We start from the raw sequence: 20,958 nt of genomic DNA on the forward strand, positions 1-20,958 counted from the left end.
GATGATGAGGGAATTAAAGGATCCCCAGCTCTTTTCCTACTTTTTCATACGCTTCTACCGCTTGATCAAGCATCTCTTTCGTATGGGCTGCCGATGGCATATTCCGTACCCGGCCCGTCCCGCGTGGCACAGTAGGGAATACGATGGATTTCGCATAAACCCCTTCTTCATACAGGCGTTTACTGAAATTCTGAGTATCCTGCTCATCACCGATGATCACAGGAGTGATCGGCGTTTCAGATTTCCCGATATCAAAGCCAAGCCCTGAAAGTTTTTCCTTGAGATAGGTACTGTTTTCCCACATTTTATCCTGCAGTTCCGTGCTAGTCATCAACAAGTCCAGCGCTTCCGTACACGCTGTCACATCCGCAGGTGTCAGGGAAGTGGAGAATAGGAACGGGCGGGATCGCACCTTCAACCAGTCGATCAGATTTTGAGTACCCGCCACATAGCCACCTACTACCCCGATGGCTTTAGACAGCGTACCCATTTGGAAATCGACTTTATGAGAGAGACCGAAATGCTTCACCGTACCGGCACCTTTACCAAGAACACCGGAACCATGGGCATCATCCACATAGGTCATGATATCGAATTCCTCTGCGATTTCGACGATTTCAGGTAGCTTGCATACGTCTCCATCCATAGAGAAGACCCCATCTGTGATGATCATGATTTTCGCGTAAAGACCTGATTCTTTGGCTTCCTTCGCCTTTGCGCGCAAATCTTCCATATCCGAGTGGTTGAATCGGATGATCTTGGCACGGGACAGACGGCATCCGTCGATGATGGACGCATGGTTCAATTCATCGGAAAGAATGGCATCATGTTTATCCATGACCGCAGAAATGGCTGCCATATTGCAATTGAAGCCCGATTGATACGCGATGGCCGCTTCGGTTCCCTTGAATTCAGCAAGCTTTTCTTCCAGTTTCACGTGAAGGTCAAGTGTTCCGTTGATTGTCCGGACAGCACCTGCTCCGACACCATATTCTTTCACCGCTTCGATGGCCACCTTTTTCAAGCGCTCATCTGTTGCAAGTCCTAGATAATTATTGGAAGAGAGATTCACAAGCTCCTTGCCTTTAATCGTAATGACGGGTCCGTTTGCCCCTTCCAACGGATCGATTTCATTATAGAGACCTTTTGATTTTAGATCCTGCAGATTGTCCTGTAAGAAATGGTCCAGGGTTTTACTTGTCATCTTTGTGACCTCCTTGTTTATGTAAGCGTTTTATATACAATTGTACACTCGAGAAAGACACTTACCGGTATAATGTTAGCGGTTTTCGTACTATTTCACACAGATTAGTTTAACATGTTTCTCCGTGATGGACAAAATAATTCTTGCGGAAATGGTTGATTCTCTGTGTCTGATGATGTCTCTAGTATGCGGTTGACCAATCAAATTGATTCCTATAAAAAAAGAAGCTGGCCCTAAGGCCCGCTTCATGATGATCAATGCTTTTTCTTCGGTTTTTTCTTATCCTTCAGTTTGACTTCATACGTGAAATCGACCGGGTTTTTATCGTGTGGCGGAGCTGCATAGGAAGTAATCATATAGTTACTTCCATCCTTGAAGAGTTGTCGAAGCTTCAAGGCATTGGTTTCCGTCACATTGAACGGGTCGACCTGAATGACTTTATACTTGGTTTTCGGGTTCTTTTTGTTGCCTACCTGTCTCTCATTAATGAATGTGACCGTATATTCCACGTACTCTCCAAGGATTTCCGCTTTCGATTTAAATACGTCCAGATTGGATCCGTCCTGCTGGAAGCCGATTTCCGGGATCTCGATATTATTAATGAACCAGCCTGAGTCATTGTAACCCCAGTCCGTCAGATAGCGGAAGGAGATCAGGATGTCCTTGCCGGCGTATTGGCTCAAATCAAATGTTTCTTTTTGCCAGTCTTCATAGTGACCAGTGAAGCCCGGGACATTATCTTTAATCTTAGGATATCCCTGTCCGTCCACATCCGAACGGGTATTTTCATTTTCAAGGGATGTCCAGGTCTTCCCATTATCCTTAGAAACTTGGACCATGGCGTAATCCCATGCTTCTTCAATATCGATGAAATTGTCGAAGGAAAGGGTAGCTTTGTCCACCTTTGACAGATCTGCTTCTAATACGATGGCACTGTCCAGTTCGTCGCCTTCATTGGCCCATAGGACTTTGTTGCCCGATCCTTTGGGATCATCAACGCTTTGCCATTTGACCGGTAAGAAATCTACTCCATCAAAATTGATCGTGTCGACCTTCCCTTTAAAATCAAGCTCCTTGAAGTCCCCTCCCCATGCAGGGACTCCTTCTTTTTCATACTCGAGTGCTTTCTCATAATCGACGGTCTTGCCTCGCTTCGTACCTTTACTGTCGACCGGAAGATCCCTCAAATCGATGCTGTCGAAATCATACTTGCTACCAGATCCATCATCAATAGCGAGGGCCGTGATGAAGTGTTGATAGAGTGTGGTGAAGTCTTCCTTCGCTCCATATTCTTTCAGCATGTGATCGACACTCTCGATTCCATGCTTTTCGTCAGTGGCAAGATCCCTGATGAATTCCTGTCCATACTTATCGTACATATAGAGGGTGAAGAGATAGACCTGACCATAGTCCGCGATCGTTTCCGGTCCTGTTGCCGCACTGCGGTGTTCATCCCAGTTCACCAGGGAGTTTTCTGGGTGATCAAGATAGAAGTTCACAGAACCCTCATTGGATCCGTACCCGCCAAGGAATTCGGAGAATGTGGACATCCCTTCATTCAGCCATGTCTCTTCAGCCGGGTCATTATCGGCATGGATCAAATGCTGAAGCTCATGGATGGTCGTACCGAAGAACGTATTCTCGAGCCTGGTTTCCCAGCTGTTCGTATCAATCGTGATGATGTTCCGGTCCATATAGTTTTCAAGGGTCTGCCAGAAGAATCCTGCCACGAAGAACGGATAGCTAGGGTCGTAGTAGCCGTCATCCTTGATGTTGTCGACGAGCATGATTACCTTGTCGCTGCCCTCGTAATAGTTATTCGGCAGTCCTACCATTCCTGGGACGGTTGCATTCGATCCATCCAACTCATCCGGCATGCCGAAGAAATCCGTTGCAGTCGGATAGATGTTCGAATCGAATTCATCCTTCAGCTTATCTACCTGCTCCTGAGTGACCACATGAGGAGGTCGTGGATCTCCTTCAGGGAAGGAAAGATCATTCGCCACCCAGATCTCCACGTTGTCTCCCACACTTCTCAGGGTGAATTGTTTAAATTCCAGATCCCGATCAAGGAATACTTTTGTCCCACCGTCGTATGTAAATTCATTCGTCTGTTTATTGCTTTGAGCCTTTACTTCTCCTTTTTGATCAAACTTGAACTCTTTCACCTGTTTTTTCAGCTTTCCTTCAGCCTTATTCAGGAAGTTTTCATTTTCAGACAGTGACTCAAGATGACCATCGATATCAATGCGATCACCGTATCGCTCGGTGTCCCAGTTGGCCTTTGTCGGAGCGGACTCAGCCGAGACCTCCTGTGAGAATGGTGCCAACAGCCCCAGTGCCAAAGCACCGGTCGAAAGAATGGAAAACAATTTAGTTTTCAAATACATAATCCCCTCTCTATGAGAATAGTTATAATATAAGCGAAATAATCATAACACACTAAATTTTCAGAATATATAAGCCGAAAGTTTCTTCTCTTCCTTCGTTATTTATGACATTTTCGACTATCCCACCTAGTAACGAACCATACGCCCTATACTTTCGACATAGTTCGATGTTCCTCATAAGTTGACACGCTTAAATCAAGGTCTTTACACCCATCCCCTCGACGATATTTCATTCTCAACTGCAAACATTAATTGAAAGTGGCGATACCCGTCGGTTGATGTTAGGATTACAGGACAAAACAAAAAAACAGCCCTATTAAGACTGTTTTCCTATTCTATGCTCAAGCAAAGCTTCATTCATGCGCCGCAACGCCATGTCGATGCGCTCCTTGGGACAGGCAATGTTCATTCGGATGAACGAACTGCCGGTCTCTCCGAATTTGAATCCTTCATCGAATTTCACTCGAGCCTTCTCCAGGAAGAAGGTACAAAGCTCTTCTCCGCTCATTCCGAGTTTCTGACAGTCGATCCAGATCAGGTGGGTGGCTTCCGGCTGAATCGCCTGAAGTTCAGGCATGTATTCCTTGATGTAATTCAATACATACTGCTTGTTATCCTCCAATACCATCCGGAGTTCTTCAAGCCATGGAGTCCCTTCCTCATAAGCAGCGATCGTCCCTTCGATCCCGAATACATTGGGACGCATCAGCCCGAAGGATGTGAGCTTCTCTTGATAACGCTGTTGTAACTCCTTATTCGTAATCATGAGAATGGACGTCTGAAGCCCGGCAATGTTAAACGTTTTGCTCGGGGCCGAGCAGACGATAGTACGGTCCCTCACGGAAGGATCTGACTGGATAAAAGGAAGATGCCGATGTCCCTGGAACACGAGGTCGCCATGCATTTCATCTGAAATAATCCAAAGATCATGTTCTTTCGCAATCGCCGCCACCCGCTCCAGCTCTTCTTTTGTCCACACCCTGCCAACAGGATTATGGGGACTGCAGAGGATCAAAACCTTTGCTTTTGAGGAACGCGCTTTTTCCTCCAAGTCATCAAAGTCCATCTCATAGCGACCATTTTCATAGAGAAGCGTATTCTTCATAATCGTGCATCCATGTGCCTCAATCGTGCTGTAGAACGGATAGTACACGGGATCCTGCAGGATGACGGCATCCCCTGGCTCTGTAAGGACCGAGAGAAGGACGTTGATGCCCGGAATGATACCAGGACTGAATGAAATCCATTCCTTCTGGATCTTGATGCCATACTGCTTGTCCCACCAGTCGATAATCGAGTTGAAGTACCGGTCACTGAAGGTGGTATAGCCATAAATTCCATGAGCAGCTTTCTTTTGCAGCGCCTCCACGATGGCAGGGGAAACCTGAAAATCCATATCCGCTATGCACATCGGTATGACATCCTCCTGAGGATACGACCATTTAACCGAGTGGGTATTCGTTCTCTCGATGCAATCATTCCAGTTCATATTCCCTTACCCCCTGATTTTGTGAATATGTTTCATCCCTTCGCGCTCACTGAGCGGTGCGAGATCTTCGTTTTCTATAAAATCCTCCACCGCCGTCGGGTTTGTCTTCGAGTACTCCCGGAGAGCCCAGCCGATCGCTTTTTGGATGAAGAATTCCTTGGAATCTTGTTTTTTCCTGATATAGCCGAATAGTCGGTCCTCTTCGGTCTTATCCTTATATTTCAACTGATAAAGGATTGCCGACCGGTTCAGCCATATATTATCTGATGTGATCCACCGTTCAGGATATCCTCCATCTCCATGTTTTAGGAAAATCAGTCCTGCAAGGTTCGGGGCAATGCCATCAATCGTATCCCACCAAGACTTTTTGACGATGAGCCCTTCAAGGAGCGGAAGATGGTCAAGGGTCAGCTTCTTGACCTGCCTGGAAAGGAGGTAGAGAGCGGCATACTGACACTCCCGCTCCGGTTCATCCCAAAGCAATTTCGTGACAGAAGGCAGCTCTTCCAGAGGAGGATCACCATACTGTTTGACAAAGTCCTTGAGAGCAGCATTGCGCTCGGGCGTCCTGATGCCATAGAACGAAAACTGATTCCGCATATACGCTTCCATCGATTCACGATTTTCTTCCGTTCCCATCTCTTTGAAGCGCTGGAGGAGGGCTTCGGTATATGTTCTCACATTGTTAGAACACTCCAGACATAATCTGAGCTCCTCATCACCTTTATAAAAGCCGTTTTCACAATAAATGTTGCCACCGCATGCTGCACAGTTTGTCACAAGCTCCCTCACCCTGGTTCCTCCTCATCCTACTCGAGCTACCCTGCAAGAGGTGCATCCTCTCGCTGACGTGCAATCGTTGCCTCTACCCAATTCCTGCTCATAGGCAAGGACATTCCAACCACCTGTCCGACACCCAGGGCGATCACAATCGTTCCGATCCCGACGGGGCCGCCAAGCAGCCATCCTGCAATCAATACGACCAGTTCCATGCCGTTCCTCACCCACTGGACGCGCCAGCCGGTCTTATCCACGATTAAGAGCATAAGGCTGTCCCTTGGGCCAGCCCCAAGTCCGGCAGCTACATAAATGCCGATCCCGATACCCATGATGATGATCCCGATACATAGTACACCTGCCTGTATCCATAAAGACGAAGGGTCAGGAAGAAGAAAGTTGAAGATGTCTATAAAAATCCCCACAAGGAGCATATTGATGAATGCACCCAGCTTCGGGATTGACTTTGTCATGATCCCGGTGAAGGAGAGGATGACGATACCCGCAATGATCGACCAGGCCCCAATGCTCAATCCTGCATTCAGGAAGAGCCCATAATGAAGGACGTCCCATGGACCGATGCCAAGATCCTTCCCTTTAATGGTCAACGTAATACCGAACGCCATGATGATCAACCCGACAAAGAAAAATCCCCAACGGGTCATCCGTTCCCTTTTCATCTTCTATCACTCTTTCTCTCTTTCATAATGCACCCACTTTACCACATATTCACCTTCAAAGAAATTTCACCATGCCGATTGGGTTTGTGGGGTATACTTTTTTTACGAGGCGGAATTCACATTCGGCGAAGAAGGTTTGAACACGTTTTCTCCTCTATGCCTTCATTTCCCAAATAGGAATCTCTCAAAACCGAACGATACGACTAGATTCTTATTTTATATTCGTGTTATAATCGTTTTGCATCTATCAAGCAGTGACTGGCGAAAATGTGGAAATGACCACAAGGGAGCTGCATTCATATACCCATTTGCCGTTCGCCTGGGCATAATGATTGGGCCATATCCATGAGCTACACGATAACAGCCTTAAAACATTCAGGAGGGATCGCAATGGAACCATTGATCTTAAACGGAAGCAAAGTCGCAACAGACGTAAAGGAACAATTAAAAATACGTGTTGAAGCATTGAAAGAAGAAGGGGTTACTCCATGTCTCGCCACGGTACTGGTAGGAGAAGACCCGTCCTCCGCCACTTATGTGAAGATGAAGGGGAATGCCTGCGCGAAAATCGGCATGGAATCAAGAAAAATCCATCTACCGTCCGAAACGACGACAGAGGAGTTATTGGACGTCCTTGATGGACTCAATGATGATGCTACGGTCCACGGCATCCTTCTTCAGCACCCTGTCCCGTCCCAAATCGATGAGCGCGCTGCTTTTGAACGCATCTCCATTGAAAAGGATGTAGACGGTGTAACCAGCCACGGCTTCGGCCAAAACGCATTGGGCTTTGGTGAATTCCCTTCCTGCACCCCGGCAGCGATCATGGAAATCATTGATTACTATAATGTAGACCCTCAAGGAAAGCACGCTGTAGTGGTAGGGAGGAGTCCGATCCTAGGTAAGCCTGTCTCCATGATGCTTTTGAACCGGAACGCCACGGTGACCACGTGTCATTCCTATACAGAGAACCTCCCCGCCCTCGTTGCTAATGCGGACATCGTCGTAGCAGCAGTAGGCAAGCCAAACTTCATTCAAGGAGATTGGTTGAAAGAGGGAGCAATTGTCCTCGACGCCGGATACAACCCCGGAAATGTGGGCGACATCGATTATGAAAGCTGCTATGCAAAAGCATCTGCCATTACACCCGTCCCTGGTGGTGTCGGCCCCGTGACAATCTCCATGCTGCTGAAGCAGACGGTGGACGCAGCTGAAAAATACGGAAAAACCAATTCATGATACACGCGACCGCCCCTAAAGGGCGGTTTTTTTTATTTTGCTCTCCCAACGACTTATGTTTTCCAACCAGTTCGGCCATCATGGTAGGGACATAATGAAAAGGAGCGTGAATTCATGAATTTTCAGCACCCGGAACCTTATTGGAGGAAGGACACTCACCTCCAGTCGTATCCGAAGCTTGACCGGAACCTGAAAGTGGATGCGGTCGTGGTCGGTGGTGGCATCGCCGGAATCACCACTGCTTATTTCCTTGCCAAAGGCGGAAAGAAGGTCGCACTGATCGAAGCAGACCGAGTATTGAATGGGACAACCGGCCACACGACAGCCAAGATCACCGCGCAGCATGGACTGATATACGATGAACTGATACAACATTTTGGTACAGAATACGCAAGGCACTATTATGAATCAAACATGAAGGCATTGGACTGGATCAAAGAGACAGGGAAAGGACTCGACTGCGATCTCAGAGAACAGGATGCCTATGTCTATGCCGAAACGAATGAATATCTTCAAAAGGTACAAAAAGAATACGAAGCGTATCTCGAACTTGGAATCGACGGAGAACTGGTGGAAACCATCCCCCTCGATATTCCCATCAAGCAGGCCATCATGATGAAAAAGCAAGCCGAATTTAACCCTTTGAAATTCTTCAAGCATCTTGTAGAATCCTTTATAGGCCTTGGCGGTCAAGTATTCGAACAAACCCCTGCCGAGACCATTGAAGACGACACGATAACAAAGGTCATGACGGCGAACGGCTACCATCTTGAATGTGAGAAGATTGCAATCTGCACCCACTTCCCTTTCTTTGATGGAATGGGGCTATACTTCACCAAGATGTATGCAGAGCGTTCCTATATCATCGGAATCAAATCGGAGAAAAAGTTCCCTGGTGGCATGTATATCAATGCAGAGGATCCTTCTCGATCCTTCCGCTCGGTCGTCCAAGAAGGTGGAGAACTGATCCTCATCGGAGGAGAGAACCATAAAGCCGGGCAGGGCAAAGACACCCGGGAACACTATGAAGCTTTGGAGAAATGCGGACAATCCGTTTTCGGGGATACGGAAACCCTTCACAGGTGGTCGGCCCAGGACTTGATTTCAGTTGATAAAGTTCCTTATATCGGGACTCTCTCGCCAAAGCACCCAACCATATTCGTAGCCACAGGCTTCAAAAAATGGGGGATGACGACCGGGACCTTATCGGGAATGATCCTGTCCGATTTGATACTCGGGAATCATAATATTTACGCCGACCTCTACGCCCCTTCACGATTTGTCGCCGATCCAAGCATCAAACATTTCATCTCGCAGAATGCCGATGTGGCCAAGCATCTTGTAAAAGGTAAACTGCAGATTCCATTTAAGTCTTCAGGGGATTTGAAGAGCGGAGAAGGAGGTGTGGTCTGGCATGAAGGGAAGAAATGCGGCGGATATCGTGACAACGACGGCAAACTCCATCTCGTAGATAACACCTGTACCCATTTAGGCTGCGAGACCGCATGGAACCATGGTGATCTGACATGGGATTGCCCTTGTCACGGATCGCGTTTTTCTCCTGAAGGTACAGTCATTGAAGGACCAGCCCAAAAGCCGCTTCCATCGATTGATGAATAATCTATGACCCGGGAAATATTTATCGCAGGATATGACAAAAACAATTGAAAGAGATTGGGACAAAACAAAAATGGTCATGACGAACAATATCAGTATGGCTTCTTTGTACCGCTCATGATTTCCGTGCAAGACTGCGCGCGGGTAGCCCGTGAGCCTCCTCGGCACGCCTGCGGGGTCTCACATCCGCTACTCTTCCCGCAGGAGTCTTCGTCTTGCACTCCAATCAACCGCTAGGAACAAGTAAATCGTAATGGTCATGAAACAAATCGAAAACCCGAGCTATCCCAGGCAAGATAGTTCGGGTTTTACTATGACTAAAACACTCTTGTCCCAGCCTCTTTCAATTAAATAAGATTTTGAAATCCCCATACCCTTCTTCCTCAAGCAAATCTTTCGGGATGAACCGGAGAGCTGCTGAATTGATGCAGTACCTCAACCCGTCAGGTCCTGGTCCGTCGGTGAACACGTGCCCAAGATGGGAGTCGGCTTCCCTGCTGCGGACTTCCATACGTGTCGAACGATGACCGAGGTCATATCGTTCCGTGACACTCGCCTTCATGACAGGTTTTGTAAAGCTCGGCCATCCGCATCCACTGTCATACTGATCCCTCGAGGTGAACAAAGGCTCCCCGGAGACGATATCGACATAGATGCCCTCTTCCTTATTAGCCCAGTACTCATTTTCATAAGGAGGTTCCGTCCCATTTTCCTGGGTGACACGGTATTGTATGGGAGTGAGCGTTTCTTTCAGATAAGAACGGTCTTCCGGCCAATGTTCCTTTATAAACGCGTCCCTTCCAGACCCCCTTTTATAAAGGGCATAGCGGAACATATTTTTTTTATAGAAATCCTGGTGGTACTCCTCCGCTTTGTGAAATACAGCAGCAGGAAGGATCTCTGTTGCAATCGGCTTTGCAAATTTCCCGGTGTGTTGAAGCTCTTCACGCGATTTCACCGCCGCGATCCGCTGTTCCTCGGAGTGATAAAAGATTACCGTTCGATAGGGTGTACCCCGATCATTGAACTGCCCTTCAGCATCTGTGGGATCGATCTGCTTCCAATACACATCCAGAAGCCGTTCGTATGAGAAAAGTGAGGGATCAAAGAGGATTTCGACCGCCTCCACATGTCCGCTTTCACCGCTCACGACTTCTTTATAGGACGGTGAATCACCTTCTCCTCCGATATAACCCGAAGTAACGGATTCGATCCCTTCTAATTGATCAAAAGGCTCGACCATGCACCAGAAGCATCCTCCTGCAAATGTTGCTTTTTCCACCGGAATCCCTACCCTTCGAAGTATAAATGATAATGATTGCTGCAGCCCGGATTGAATGAAGCATGACAATGAGGGCAGGAGGACTGACAGTTCATATACTGCAGAATGCTCAATTCCGATCGACACTTCCCACAAAGGACGGCCTTCTCGTTCCACTCTTCACGTCCCCATAATACGGGCTCATGGTCAGCTACTTCATCATGGCATTTGTGACATGGATAATAGGTGTCACAGCATTTGAATTTAATAGCGATAATATCCTTTTCTGTATGGTAATGATCGCATCTTGTTTCTTCATCGACGCTTATGCCTTTAATCGCACGCATGGACATATTCATCCCCCGTTCAGATTCGTCATTCTCTTCCCCCATACTATACAATATTCTTAAAGAAGGAGGGAAACAAAATGAAAATCATCGTCTTCGGCGCAACGGGTGCCACTGGAAAAGAAGTGGTGAAGCAGGCAAAGGAACGGGGATTGGATGTGACAGTATTTGTGCGGGATCCCGCCAAACTTCCTGACCATTCACCCTTCATCCAGGGAGATGCCACAGATAGACAGGCTGTCCATGAAGCGCTGCAGGGGCAAGATGCGGTCATCTCTTGCCTAGGGGCCTCTGGGCTCGGAAAGACCACCCAGCTTAGCACCATGACGGGTCATATCCTCTCTGGTATGCAGCTTCAAGGAGCGAGATCCATCCATTATGTCGCCTCTGCCGGCATTGACCATGAAATAACAGGGTTCCAAGGTAAGTTGGCCCAATTCATTCTACGGAACGTGCTGAAGGATCACCGAGAAGCCGTTTCCCTAATCAAGGATAGTGGATTTCGCTATACCATCGCCCGTCCCATGCAATTGATCAACGGGCCCTTCACAGGGGAATACCGCACCCACCCCGCCTCCATACCCGAAGGCGGAAAGAAAATATCCAGGGCGGACGTTGCCCATTTCTTGCTGGAAAGCCTCGACCACGATGCGTATGCCAACGCATCCATCGGCCTCTCCTACTGAAGGATTTTCCGGGTGAACCCCGGAAGTCCTCCCACCTACCCTCATTCCTTACAGTGCATTTCCCTTCGTGAAAGCAAAAGGTTTTCAGAGAGGTTTGTTTTGTGGTATATTACTTCGAGTGTCTAAACAAAATCAACTACGGAGGTGGTCTTATCAAGACTGAACAACCGACCAAGACCGCTCCTTCTTACACAAAGACGGTTGCATTCCTCAGCCTGACCATATGGCTGGTCGTCATGAACACCACCATGTTCAATGTCGCACTTCCGAATATCCTGCATGAGTTTTCCCTGAAACCTTCAGAGGGTGCGTGGATCGTATCGGGCTATTCCATCGTCTTGGCGATCGGGACGATTACGTATACGCGTCTGTCTGACTATCTTCCGATCAGACGCTTGATCATCATCGGGATCATTGTGTTCGGATTGGGCTCCCTTTCAGGATTCTTTGCCAATTCGTTCATATGGTTGCTGCTATCCCGCTTGTTCCAGGCAGCCGGAGCCGCAGCCATTCCAGGCTTGTCCATGGTCTTTGCCAGCAGATTCATTCCAATGGCCGTGCGTGGACGTGCCCTGGCCATGATTGCTTCGGCATCTTCCCTCGGATTCGGACTGGGGCCTGTAGTAGGAGGAGTCATCACCGATTATCTTAACTGGAATTATCTTTTCCTGGTTACACTCCTCGTGATTGTCATGATTCCGGTCCTTTATAAGATGTTGCCAGCCGAAACAATCCGGAAAGGTGCATTCGACATTTGGGGAGCCATCATGACGGGAGTGGGTGTCACATTCTTCCTCCTCTTCATTTCCGGATTCAACTGGATCCATCTCGCCGTCGCACTAGTATTCTTTGCGGCCCTGTGGATCAGGATCCATAAAGTCGAACTTCCTTTCATCCAGCCAAAATTGATCCGGGATAAAGGATACAGGAAGATCTTATACATGAGCTATATGGGGTTCGTGACGCATTTTGCCATCCTGCTCGTCATGCCCCTGATGCTTAAAAGCATTTTCGATAAAAATCCGACCACCATGGGACTGATCATCTTCCCTGGTGCCATGCTCTCGGCAGTTGCTGCCATCTATGTGGGCAGACTGATCGACAAGTACGGGAACATGCGGGTGATGGTGATGGCCCACTGCCTTCTCCTCATTTCGACCATCCTGTTCTTCTTCCTGTCACCGATCAACGAATACATGATCATGCTCGCCTATATGTTCACGAGCTTCGGGTTCTCCAGTCTCTCTTCGAGTACCACAAACGAAGTCTCCCGCGTGGTGAACAGGGATCTTGTCGGATCCGGAATGGGTATGAAACAGCTCCTCCACTACGTCGGCAGTGCTTCCGGTTCGGTCATTGGAGGCCTGATCGTAGAAATGGGCGGAGTGAATTATGGTGTCGATGCGTTCAGGAATACGTTCCTTGTCCTCATCATCGCCATGAGCCTATCCTTCCTGATCCTCATGTTCTATCATCGTCAATTAAAGAAAGCCGTTTGATCTACAAAGCCCTGCGCCTACAAGCGCAGGGCTTTGTTTCTATCGGTAAAGCACGTATTGAATAAAATGACAAAGCCCGGATTCCCTTCTTACCTTTGTGGGTATAGTAGGAAGGACATTATATATAGAATAGGGGAGTCCATTTGAAAAAACGCTCGTGGTACAAAAAGAAACGATGGGTGATCGGTCTTGCGGTTGTCATCCTTATATCATCCATCATGTTTTATCAGCGCACCAAGCCTCTGCCTGACGGTGTTTCATATGCAGGCGATATCCATTCCATTCCCGAAGAAGATGTCGAGTTCATCTATGACCTCACCTATCAAAAGGATGGAAAGGAAGAATACGATCATTCCATATTTGACGAAGTCAACAAAACCGTTAGTGAAGCAGAAGATTTCCTCATACTCGATCTATTCCTCTTCAACGGCTACACGAAAAACGACCGGAATTACCCTAAGATAAGCGAAGAGCTATCAAAGACGATCCAGGAACGCATGAAAGAAAAACCCGATCTCAAAGTCGTCTTCATCAGCGATGATGTCAATACCACATACGGTTCCCATACGGCCGATCAGCTCGAACCTTTGAAAGAGCTCGGTGCCGAAGTGATCTTCACTGATTTGGATCGACTCCGGGACCCGAATCTCCTGTATTCAGGCGTGTGGAGAGCCGGGATTCAATGGTTCGGACAAAAAGGAAATGGGTGGTTACCGAATCCCATGGCCCCATCTGCTCCTGAAGTAACGGCGCGATCGTACCTCAAACTGCTGAACGTGAAAGCGAATCACCGAAAAGTGGTGATCAGCGAGAAGGAAGGCATGGTCCTCAGCGCCAATCCTCACAACGCCAGCGGATTCCATTCCAATATCGCCTTCAGGGTGAAAGGGGACATCCTCAAAGATATGATCAAGGCCGAAAAAGCCGTCGCCGCTTTCTCTGGGGGAGATATGAAGGCGTTCCCTTCTGATATGGAAGTGGATAACCTTATAACCCCGTCACAATCATCGGGAGGAAAAGAAGTAAAAGCCCAGATCCTTACAGAGAGAAAGGTCCAGACCAATGTCGTGAAGGCACTCGATAAGGCGAAGGAAGGAGACGAGGTCTGGATCGGCATGTTCTATCTAGCAGATCGTGACATCATCGATGCCATCGAAAACGCAGCAGATCGAAAGGTGGACGTGCGCATCGTCCTGGACCCGAACCAGAATGCGTTTGGACAGGAGAAAATCGGATTGCCAAACCTCCCCGTCGCATCAGAACTGAACAAGTTGGATAACGAGCATATCACCATCCGCTGGTACAATACCAACAAAGAGCAATATCACACCAAGTTCATTTATGTAAAAGGAAAAGACAGCTCGACCGTCATTGGAGGCTCAAGCAACTATACGTCAAGAAACCTAGATGACTATAATCTTGAAGAAAACATTCTTTTCACAGGAGCCACGAACAGCCGTCTTATGACAGATGTGGATGACTACTTCCAGCGCATCTGGAATAACGAAAACGGAACGTATACCGTCGAGTACAAGAAATATCAAGATAAATTACCAATCTTCAAATACATCATGTACGTCCTTCAAAAAGTATTCCAAGTCACCACGTATTAGGGTTTAAACCCTTCTAGATGGGGAATATCTAAAGTAACACCAATAATACATCATAAAGGAGAGACAAACATGGGACTAATTATTTTCTTGATTGTCGGAGGCATCATCGGTTGGCTGGCAGGACTAATTCTAGGTAAAAATGTACCAGGCGGAATCATCGGGAACATCATCGCCGGAATCATCGGAGCATGGATCGGTGGAAAGCTACTTGGAAGCCTTGGACCTGTCGTAGGAGGAATGGCTATCATTCCGGCATTGTTGGGAGCCATCATCTTCGTATTTATTTTGAGCATCATCTTACGCTCCACTAGAAGAGCAGCACACTAATAAAGGGGTTTAAATCCCTGAGCAAAACGCGGTCAGAGAATATTCTGATCGCGTTTTTTTTGAGTATATATCTGATGAGTATAGCTTTCTGGTTTTCATGGGAGGGTATGAAATATGCAGACCGTTCCTTTCCGCTGCAGGGACTTGCTTTCCGCGGGGAGGTAGTCGAGCCTCCTCAGCTGCGCTTCCGGGGTCTCGAACTTCCCTCCTTTCCCGCAGGAGTCAAGTCCCTTCCACTTCAATCCACTCTATATTATTGGTCGAAGTTTTCGTTAGATCGTACTCGAATCTTTGACTAATCAGTGCGGATACCAATAAACCACATCTCGCTTCTGTATGTGGGCGAGTAGTGAATAGGATGACCGCTCCTTTCCGCTGCAGGGACTTGCTTTCCGCGGGGAGGCAGTCGAGCCTCCTCAGCTGCGCTTCCGGGGTCTCGAACTTTCCTCCTTTTCCGCAGGAGTCAAGTCCCTTCCGCTTCAATCCGCTCTTTATTATTGGTCGTTGATATCGTTAGAACGTAATGGAATCTTAGATCAATCAGTACGAAAAACAAAAATCCATCTCGTTTTTAGATGTGGGGGGTTAAATAAGAGATGACAGCTTCAATCCGCTCTTCGCTTTGGACATGGTTAGCTTGTAAGAGAAGAAATAGAGTGCATCTGCTTTAATAAAATGGTGATGTCCAGAGAGCTTTCGAAACATAATAAAAAGCAGCCCGGATCAGGCTGCTTTGGTTTTCTTGGCTTTTCGTTCGTTCATGATCTTTCTTACTACAGGATACACGACTGGAGCCCATTTAATCACGTTTTTAACGAGTCGTTTCATTCATGTAACCTCCTTTATACTTACCATTTACCCGCATTGGGTATGGAGGAAACCTGTATAAAAAACCTTCCATACCCTGGGTTTTACTTACTTTTCGACTCTGAGATTTTCCCAAGGAAGAATCCATCGATTTCGGATAACTTCCCACGCCAGAGGATTTTCCCTTTGGAAGGGGTGGGTTTGCTGTCACCACAGTAGATCTTGGCGTTTTTAAGGTGGATGAAATTCGCTTCTGACGGCTGATTTTCTTCAACCGCTTCTCCGGCGCCAGAAAGTTCTTCACTCACCTTCTGGGCTACTTCACTTCCCTCCTCGAACGCCTCGCTTAACGACGAGAAATACTCGGTTGCAGAGATCATGGTACCCGTCACCACTGCTCCCTTAAGGTTCAGAGAGATATCTAGGGAGAAATCATGCTTATTGGCAGCAATTGCGAAAAACTCCAGGATGCTATCCTTATCCGTATGCCCACTCATCCGGTCACCGCTCCTTTCCTTCTGTCATAGTCGGTCAATTGCAGCCGATCATGAAAGTGTGTCGTCATCACTTGATAGCGTTGTATCATCGTCATCATCTTTTTTGGAAGATTTCTTTTTAGACTTTGAAGAAGATTTCTTTGTTGAACCTTTCTTGGCTTTAGATGACTTGGATTTAGTTGATTTTTTCTTACTGGATGGTTCTTCATCATCAGCCTCGTCATCTTCTTCATCATCTTCGTCTTCGTCTTCGTCTTCCTCTTCGTCCTCATCCGCATCTTTAGCCGCTTTGCTTTTCTTATCGGACTTTGCTTCTTCCTTTTCGTCCTCTTCCTCGTCGTCTTCTTCCTCTTCATCATCTTCTTCGCTTGATTGAGTCAGTTGATTCAATTTTTCCTCAAGCTGTTGAAGGCGATTTTGAAGAGTGTTGTTTTCTTCTTTCAGAGCTTCATAATCTGGCCCTTCCCCGCTTTCATTCACTTCTTCTTGATCTTCCTGATCTTCATCAGTTTGATCACGCTTGAACAGATTGGCGGTTGATTGCTTCAATGATACGACGGCTTTTCTTGATGTTTCTTTTGCAGAGTTCCCAATTTCCAACCCTTTGCTCTTCAGCTTCTCTTGATCGATCTTGCTAAGAAGCTTTTTACCATTTTCAGGTGTTGCCAAGTATCCTACTGTAGCTCCAAGGAGGCTTCCGGCCACTGTACGTGTAATAGGGCCGCTCTTACGTGTCTTTTTCTCTTCTTCTTTCTTTGATTGAGTCGTGTTTTCTAATTCAGTGTTTTTTTCTGCCATTATAGTTCCCTCCAAAATATTAATCATTTTATGGTTTATCCGATAATCAAATCGGTTCTTTCAAATACGAAAAAAAGTTAGATAATGATTTCTGCTTGCCTTTATTACACTTGGTTGAGACGATTCGAACTGCTAAGCTGCTTCTCCAGGGATTCCAATCGTTCGTTCAACTTCCGGTTTTCTTCTTCAAGGGCTTTTGCCTGCTGATTTTCGGCTTTGGAACTTAGATAAGGATCGTTTTCCCACCAGTCCATCCCGATTTCTTTCGCTTTATCAACGGACGCTACGATAAGTCGGATCTTGATGGTCAATAGCTCCACATCTGCAATTCCTACGGTGATATCACCAGCGATGACCACACCTTTATCAAGAACTTTCTCTAACACGTCCACAATGGTGCTTGATTGCATGGAATGTTCCATCATTTCTCCTCCTTTCTTACATCAGGCTTCCTAATGGTCCAAGATCGATGTTCAGATCCTCTGCATCAAGGCCGAATACTTCCTTTAGTTCTTCCATTTTTTCTTCCAGGTTCATCAAAGCGACTCCGAGGTCTTCAATTTGCTGATCGGTAAGTGTGCCGCCTTCCACCCTGCGCATGGCATGCCTTTCAACGATTTGCCTGAGGAGCTCCACAACCGTCAACACTAGCTGTGCCAAGCCTTGCTCCGCCTTATCTGGGTCGAAGTTAATCCGTCCACTTGTCTGGCTGGCCGGTTGCATGGATCAATCCCTTCCTTTCGTGTTCCAATTGTTCTGAAGATATGGTCTTACGCGTTCCATTTTTATGTTGGACCAGTGTTTCCACTGAAGAGATCAGCACCCGGAGATCGAGGTAAACAAGGTCCACTCCCGCGATGGAGATGACCAAATCTCCTTTAATGGCAACACCTTTGTCCAAAATGATATCCAAGATGTCGATCAACGCGACATCCTTATTCTCGATTGATTCCCTGACGGTCATATGCTCATCCCCATTCTATGAGAAACTTGAAAAATGATAGGGTGGCCATGGACCCGTTGCTTCGAATGTCCAGCCCGCTTCCTTCCACTTGCTTTCAGACTGTTTGATTTCATCAACGAACCGATCGACTCCCTCTTTTGGAAGGAAGTAGACGCTATTCCAAGCCATCTGTTCAGCTCGGCCAGTAACATCCTTACCCCAGTTTTTTTTCACGGTTCCCTCGGTTGCGTATGATTTCAGCCGTTCATGAAACTCCTCGCACATACGGTTCTTTTCATTTTCAATCACTTTATTTTCAAGCTGTTCCATTTTCTTTTTTTCGAAAAACTGTCTTCCCTTAGGGAGCTGTTTGATTTCCTCCCATTTCTCCGTGATGGAGGGATGACTGATTGTTTCCTTAAGGCGTTTATCGTCACAATAGATCTTTACATTCCATTCTTCCTTGCCTTCTAAATCCGTGAATGCGTCCTTCAGAGAGGAAAGATGCTTCCCTACTTTTTCTTTCAAACTGTCTTCATGCTTGTAGATCGTGCAGAATTTCAAGGGAATAATGGTGTAACGCTGCGACATCATCAAAACCGTTTCGTGGTGGTGGAACGCCTTATCCTGCAGCCACTCCATATCATTTTCAATCTTGTCCTGGAGGACCGCTTCTGAGTACTCTTCATCGGGCAGGCCACATACGATGGCTGTAATCCCCTGTATATCCAACGCATAAATATCATGTTCCCCGTCGAATCCCTTCATGGTTGGGACGGGCTCAACCTCCACCTCACTTGAAGGGACCAATGCGTACAAGTAGAGCATGCGAGCTAACCTCCTTTCTTCCTCGTTAAATCTTCCCATTGTTCCATTTCCATTGTTTTCGCTATCTCATAACGCATCAGAAGTTCATCTTCTTTGACTTGAAAGGCTTCTTCAGAAATCTCTCCGAGTTCGAACATCATCTGTAATTGAATCAGCTTTTGCTGGATGGTCGGCAGGTCGTAGAGCTCTTTATCTGCTTCTTCCTTGATTTTCTCACCGACCTTTATGACGAGATTCAAGGGTGCCGATACAAGTTTGTGAAGCATTAGGCTTCCTCCACCTTCAATCTGATATTGACGAAGTTATAGGCTGGCCATGGACCGCTGTAATTGAAATCCGCTTTATCCTTCCAGGCCTCATGTGCCTTGTTGACCAATTCATCGAATTCCTTTTCTTTATCCCGGTCAATCAAGAAGGCTGCATTCAGAAGCATACGCTCACTTGATGGATCATTGGCTTTTGCCGATTCAGCTGCTTCCTGGAGGGGAGCAAAAATGTCTGATTTCACCTCTGTCTGAAGGTTCTGAAATACTTTTTGAGCCATTCCACCAAGCTGAATGCGTTCGTAGTACCCAGCAGATTCAGATTTCCCTTTCAGTGATGTCGACATTTTTTCGACACCGGGAGATTCTTTTACGACTGATTCCAGCCACTCAGATTTCCCGATGACTTTTAAGCCGATCTCGACTTTTCCTTTAATGGCAGGGAATAACGTTTCAAACTGCGGATAAAGGTTTTCAAGGAGGGCCTCCACGTCTTCCTTAGATCGGAATACGTTCCCGAAGCTGATGGGAACGACCGTGTCACTCTGTTCCATCACCCTGGAGATGACTTGTTGATGCATCATGAGGTTCTCCCGTTTGGGATGATAGATTTTCTGAGGGACCTCTGCTGCCACCATGGATGCATCTTTATAGGAAATCAAGAAGATGTCCCGATCTTCCCCTTCCAGTTCCACTTTGCCTAAATCCATTTCCCCTTCATGCCCGATGGCACAAAAGATATAAATCCCTGTTTCTTCACTCATCTGAATTCTCCTTTGACGTCATGTTCTTGCAAGCTTCCAATACAATTTTCTTCGCTTCTTCTTCAGGGTGATCGGATTCAATACTGCGGCTCAGGGAATGGGTCGTAATATCCAAACAAAGGCGCTGAAAATCCTGATCTTCCCCTTGTATGGGAATGTCCTGTTCCAGTGCGATCCGCGCAATCATGAGGGAGGCGCGCAGGCTTGGCCCGCCGAGTCCATCGCGGCAATGACTGCGAAGCTCTGCAATCAATTCCGTAATCTCACGAGCTTCTGAAAGCACAAGATCCACTTTCTCAGAAACGATATGGGCTTCTTCCTCACTGGTCTTGAAACCGATCGGGATCGTGATCAAACGGTCCAGAAGGGCATCCTGTGTTTTGTATACGCCTGCATACTCAGATGGGTTGCTTGTGAAGATCATCCGGAATTCAGGATGAACCCTGATGAACGGCTCCGTCCGTTTCGAACCGTAGAGGGGAATGATCCCTTCTTCCAATATGGAGAGGAAAAGATTATTCGTTGTTGGTTCGGAACGGGTGAATTCATCGTATACAAGCGTATATCCATTTTTGACAGCTTCCAGGAGACGACCGTCCCTCCAGTTCTCTGTGACCTGTTCATCTTTCTTATAAACAGATCTGACGTAGTTATCCACTGTCTGTTTGCTTGAATAACCTATGAAATCACCGATAAGATCACTGTTGTTCAGTTCGTGATTTCCATGCATCAACATGACCGGACGCCTTCTTTTCTTTGCCAGCGTGAGGGCGAGGGATGTCTTCCCTGTACCGGATGGCCCCGTGAAATGGACGGGATAACCAAGCTTCAAATAACTCATTGAGCGGCTGATCAAGTCGGTGGTCCTTTCATCTTGGACGTACGATTTGCTGCCTTTTTGGATCTTCTGGGTTAAAACCGTCACTACC

General features: G+C 47.0%; 23 protein-coding genes and 1 riboswitch. Of the genes, 6 read left to right on the forward strand and 17 right to left on the reverse strand.

Annotated elements, in window-relative coordinates:
* Positions 1-13: 13 nt before the first annotated feature.
* The 5 genes from K6T23_RS20920 to K6T23_RS20940 all read right to left on the reverse strand — a co-directional run bounded on the left by K6T23_RS20920 (position 14) and on the right by K6T23_RS20940 (position 6,540).
* Entirely contained in the window at positions 14-1,204 is a 1,191-nt protein-coding gene (locus tag K6T23_RS20920; RefSeq protein ID WP_238283214.1) for a glycine C-acetyltransferase, read from the reverse strand.
* 254 nt (positions 1,205-1,458) lie between these two features.
* Complete coding sequence (locus K6T23_RS20925; protein WP_420493485.1) at positions 1,459-3,594, reverse strand: peptidase M6; 2,136 nt, start codon at positions 3,592-3,594, stop codon at positions 1,459-1,461.
* 316 nt (positions 3,595-3,910) lie between these two features.
* Positions 3,911-5,083 carry a MalY/PatB family protein gene (locus tag K6T23_RS20930; protein WP_238283216.1) on the reverse strand — a complete coding sequence of 391 codons (1,173 nt, stop codon included), beginning with the start codon at positions 5,081-5,083 and terminating at the stop codon, positions 3,911-3,913.
* Between the two features lie 6 nt (positions 5,084-5,089).
* The gene (locus tag K6T23_RS20935) at positions 5,090-5,875 is read right to left on the reverse strand and encodes a DNA alkylation repair protein (RefSeq protein WP_238283217.1); all 786 of its coding nucleotides are present in this window, start codon (positions 5,873-5,875) and stop codon (positions 5,090-5,092) included.
* Between the two features lie 26 nt (positions 5,876-5,901).
* Positions 5,902-6,540, reverse strand: a complete 639-nt coding sequence (locus K6T23_RS20940) for a YczE/YyaS/YitT family protein (RefSeq protein WP_079514198.1) — start codon at positions 6,538-6,540, stop codon at positions 5,902-5,904.
* 244 nt (positions 6,541-6,784) lie between these two features.
* A riboswitch (ZMP/ZTP riboswitch) is annotated at positions 6,785-6,872 on the forward strand.
* Positions 6,873-6,930: 58 nt separating this feature from the next.
* Here K6T23_RS20940 and K6T23_RS20945 point away from each other — a divergent pair.
* Positions 6,931-7,779 carry a bifunctional 5,10-methylenetetrahydrofolate dehydrogenase/5,10-methenyltetrahydrofolate cyclohydrolase gene (locus tag K6T23_RS20945; RefSeq protein ID WP_238283218.1) on the forward strand — a complete coding sequence of 283 codons (849 nt, stop codon included), beginning with the start codon at positions 6,931-6,933 and terminating at the stop codon, positions 7,777-7,779.
* A 114-nt stretch (positions 7,780-7,893) separates the two neighbouring features.
* Positions 7,894-9,399 carry an FAD-dependent oxidoreductase gene (locus tag K6T23_RS20950; RefSeq protein ID WP_238283219.1) on the forward strand — a complete coding sequence of 502 codons (1,506 nt, stop codon included), beginning with the start codon at positions 7,894-7,896 and terminating at the stop codon, positions 9,397-9,399.
* A gap of 340 nt (positions 9,400-9,739) precedes the next feature.
* Here the strand turns inward: K6T23_RS20950 and msrB are convergent, their stop codons facing one another.
* Both msrB and K6T23_RS20960 read right to left on the reverse strand, forming a co-directional pair.
* Positions 9,740-10,684: a peptide-methionine (R)-S-oxide reductase MsrB gene (msrB, locus tag K6T23_RS20955; protein ID WP_273546632.1), complete on the reverse strand. Its 945-nt coding sequence runs from the start codon at positions 10,682-10,684 to the stop codon at positions 9,740-9,742.
* Positions 10,685-10,686: 2 nt separating this feature from the next.
* Positions 10,687-11,016, reverse strand: coding sequence for a CHY zinc finger protein (locus K6T23_RS20960; protein WP_238284493.1), 330 nt, complete (start codon positions 11,014-11,016; stop codon positions 10,687-10,689).
* Positions 11,017-11,084: 68 nt separating this feature from the next.
* Between K6T23_RS20960 and K6T23_RS20965 the strand changes: the two genes are divergently transcribed.
* The 4 genes from K6T23_RS20965 (at position 11,085) to K6T23_RS20980 (ending at position 15,129) form a co-directional block, all read left to right on the forward strand.
* Positions 11,085-11,690, forward strand: a complete 606-nt coding sequence (locus tag K6T23_RS20965) for an NAD(P)-dependent oxidoreductase (protein ID WP_238283220.1) — start codon at positions 11,085-11,087, stop codon at positions 11,688-11,690.
* 101 nt (positions 11,691-11,791) lie between these two features.
* Complete coding sequence (locus K6T23_RS20970; protein WP_238283221.1) at positions 11,792-13,189, forward strand: MFS transporter; 1,398 nt, start codon at positions 11,792-11,794, stop codon at positions 13,187-13,189.
* A gap of 143 nt (positions 13,190-13,332) precedes the next feature.
* Positions 13,333-14,802 carry a phospholipase D family protein gene (locus tag K6T23_RS20975; RefSeq protein ID WP_238283222.1) on the forward strand — a complete coding sequence of 490 codons (1,470 nt, stop codon included), beginning with the start codon at positions 13,333-13,335 and terminating at the stop codon, positions 14,800-14,802.
* Between the two features lie 69 nt (positions 14,803-14,871).
* On the forward strand, positions 14,872-15,129 hold the full coding sequence (locus tag K6T23_RS20980) for a GlsB/YeaQ/YmgE family stress response membrane protein (RefSeq protein ID WP_056539385.1): 258 nt from the start codon (positions 14,872-14,874) through the stop codon (positions 15,127-15,129).
* A 723-nt stretch (positions 15,130-15,852) separates the two neighbouring features.
* Here K6T23_RS20980 and K6T23_RS22415 read toward each other — a convergent pair.
* The 10 genes from K6T23_RS22415 to gvpN all read right to left on the reverse strand — a co-directional run bounded on the left by K6T23_RS22415 (position 15,853) and on the right by gvpN (position 20,954).
* The gene (locus K6T23_RS22415) at positions 15,853-15,957 is read right to left on the reverse strand and encodes a hypothetical protein (RefSeq protein ID WP_231578687.1); all 105 of its coding nucleotides are present in this window, start codon (positions 15,955-15,957) and stop codon (positions 15,853-15,855) included.
* Positions 15,958-16,040: 83 nt separating this feature from the next.
* Positions 16,041-16,433 (reverse strand): gas vesicle accessory protein GvpU, encoded by a 393-nt coding sequence (gene gvpU, locus K6T23_RS20985; protein ID WP_053429721.1) that lies wholly within the window; start codon positions 16,431-16,433, stop codon positions 16,041-16,043.
* A 48-nt stretch (positions 16,434-16,481) separates the two neighbouring features.
* Entirely contained in the window at positions 16,482-17,231 is a 750-nt protein-coding gene (gvpT, locus tag K6T23_RS20990; RefSeq protein WP_238283223.1) for a YtxH domain-containing protein, read from the reverse strand.
* Positions 17,232-17,335: 104 nt separating this feature from the next.
* Positions 17,336-17,653: a gas vesicle protein gene (locus K6T23_RS20995; RefSeq protein ID WP_079514190.1), complete on the reverse strand. Its 318-nt coding sequence runs from the start codon at positions 17,651-17,653 to the stop codon at positions 17,336-17,338.
* 16 nt (positions 17,654-17,669) lie between these two features.
* A complete protein-coding gene (locus tag K6T23_RS21000) occupies positions 17,670-17,954 on the reverse strand; it encodes a gas vesicle protein K (RefSeq protein ID WP_048004764.1) in 285 nt (94 codons plus the stop codon).
* The gene (locus tag K6T23_RS21005) at positions 17,920-18,195 is read right to left on the reverse strand and encodes a gas vesicle protein (protein ID WP_048004763.1); all 276 of its coding nucleotides are present in this window, start codon (positions 18,193-18,195) and stop codon (positions 17,920-17,922) included. The genes K6T23_RS21000 and K6T23_RS21005 overlap by 35 nt, the downstream gene beginning before the upstream one ends.
* A 15-nt stretch (positions 18,196-18,210) precedes the next feature.
* Positions 18,211-19,002 carry a GvpL/GvpF family gas vesicle protein gene (locus K6T23_RS21010; protein ID WP_238283224.1) on the reverse strand — a complete coding sequence of 264 codons (792 nt, stop codon included), beginning with the start codon at positions 19,000-19,002 and terminating at the stop codon, positions 18,211-18,213.
* A 5-nt stretch (positions 19,003-19,007) separates the two neighbouring features.
* Positions 19,008-19,268 (reverse strand): gas vesicle protein GvpG, encoded by a 261-nt coding sequence (locus K6T23_RS21015; protein WP_238283225.1) that lies wholly within the window; start codon positions 19,266-19,268, stop codon positions 19,008-19,010.
* Entirely contained in the window at positions 19,268-20,029 is a 762-nt protein-coding gene (locus K6T23_RS21020) for a GvpL/GvpF family gas vesicle protein (protein ID WP_238283226.1), read from the reverse strand. The genes K6T23_RS21015 and K6T23_RS21020 overlap by 1 nt, the downstream gene beginning before the upstream one ends.
* Positions 20,022-20,954, reverse strand: coding sequence for a gas vesicle protein GvpN (gvpN, locus tag K6T23_RS21025; RefSeq protein WP_238283227.1), 933 nt, complete (start codon positions 20,952-20,954; stop codon positions 20,022-20,024). The genes K6T23_RS21020 and gvpN overlap by 8 nt, the downstream gene beginning before the upstream one ends.
* Positions 20,955-20,958 lie beyond the last annotated feature (4 nt).

It is taken from the genome of Rossellomorea marisflavi, from assembly GCF_022170785.1.
In the GTDB taxonomy this organism is placed as follows: domain Bacteria; phylum Bacillota; class Bacilli; order Bacillales; family Bacillaceae_B; genus Rossellomorea; species Rossellomorea marisflavi_B.

What these genes read in the sequence shown, in the direction of transcription:
- K6T23_RS21005 (WP_048004763.1), bottom strand. Translation starts at nt 18,195, where the DNA reads ATGACCGTCAGGGAATCAATCGAGAATAAGGATGTCGCGTTGATCGAC.
- K6T23_RS22415 (WP_231578687.1), bottom strand. Translation starts at nt 15,957, where the DNA reads ATGAAACGACTCGTTAAAAACGTGATTAAATGGGCTCCAGTCGTGTAT.
- K6T23_RS21010 (WP_238283224.1), bottom strand. Translation starts at nt 19,002, where the DNA reads ATGCTCTACTTGTACGCATTGGTCCCTTCAAGTGAGGTGGAGGTTGAG.
- K6T23_RS21000 (WP_048004764.1), bottom strand. Translation starts at nt 17,954, where the DNA reads ATGCAACCGGCCAGCCAGACAAGTGGACGGATTAACTTCGACCCAGAT.
- K6T23_RS20960 (WP_238284493.1), bottom strand. Translation starts at nt 11,016, where the DNA reads ATGAATATGTCCATGCGTGCGATTAAAGGCATAAGCGTCGATGAAGAA.
- K6T23_RS20930 (WP_238283216.1), bottom strand. Translation starts at nt 5,083, where the DNA reads ATGAACTGGAATGATTGCATCGAGAGAACGAATACCCACTCGGTTAAA.
- K6T23_RS21020 (WP_238283226.1), bottom strand. Translation starts at nt 20,029, where the DNA reads ATGAGTGAAGAAACAGGGATTTATATCTTTTGTGCCATCGGGCATGAA.
- gvpU (WP_053429721.1), bottom strand. Translation starts at nt 16,433, where the DNA reads ATGAGTGGGCATACGGATAAGGATAGCATCCTGGAGTTTTTCGCAATT.
- K6T23_RS20995 (WP_079514190.1), bottom strand. Translation starts at nt 17,653, where the DNA reads ATGGAACATTCCATGCAATCAAGCACCATTGTGGACGTGTTAGAGAAA.
- K6T23_RS20965 (WP_238283220.1), top strand. Translation starts at nt 11,085, where the DNA reads ATGAAAATCATCGTCTTCGGCGCAACGGGTGCCACTGGAAAAGAAGTG.
- K6T23_RS20945 (WP_238283218.1), top strand. Translation starts at nt 6,931, where the DNA reads ATGGAACCATTGATCTTAAACGGAAGCAAAGTCGCAACAGACGTAAAG.
- K6T23_RS20980 (WP_056539385.1), top strand. Translation starts at nt 14,872, where the DNA reads ATGGGACTAATTATTTTCTTGATTGTCGGAGGCATCATCGGTTGGCTG.
- gvpT (WP_238283223.1), bottom strand. Translation starts at nt 17,231, where the DNA reads ATGGCAGAAAAAAACACTGAATTAGAAAACACGACTCAATCAAAGAAA.
- K6T23_RS20950 (WP_238283219.1), top strand. Translation starts at nt 7,894, where the DNA reads ATGAATTTTCAGCACCCGGAACCTTATTGGAGGAAGGACACTCACCTC.
- K6T23_RS20925 (WP_420493485.1), bottom strand. Translation starts at nt 3,594, where the DNA reads ATGTATTTGAAAACTAAATTGTTTTCCATTCTTTCGACCGGTGCTTTG.
- K6T23_RS20940 (WP_079514198.1), bottom strand. Translation starts at nt 6,540, where the DNA reads ATGAAAAGGGAACGGATGACCCGTTGGGGATTTTTCTTTGTCGGGTTG.
- K6T23_RS21015 (WP_238283225.1), bottom strand. Translation starts at nt 19,268, where the DNA reads ATGCTTCACAAACTTGTATCGGCACCCTTGAATCTCGTCATAAAGGTC.
- K6T23_RS20920 (WP_238283214.1), bottom strand. Translation starts at nt 1,204, where the DNA reads ATGACAAGTAAAACCCTGGACCATTTCTTACAGGACAATCTGCAGGAT.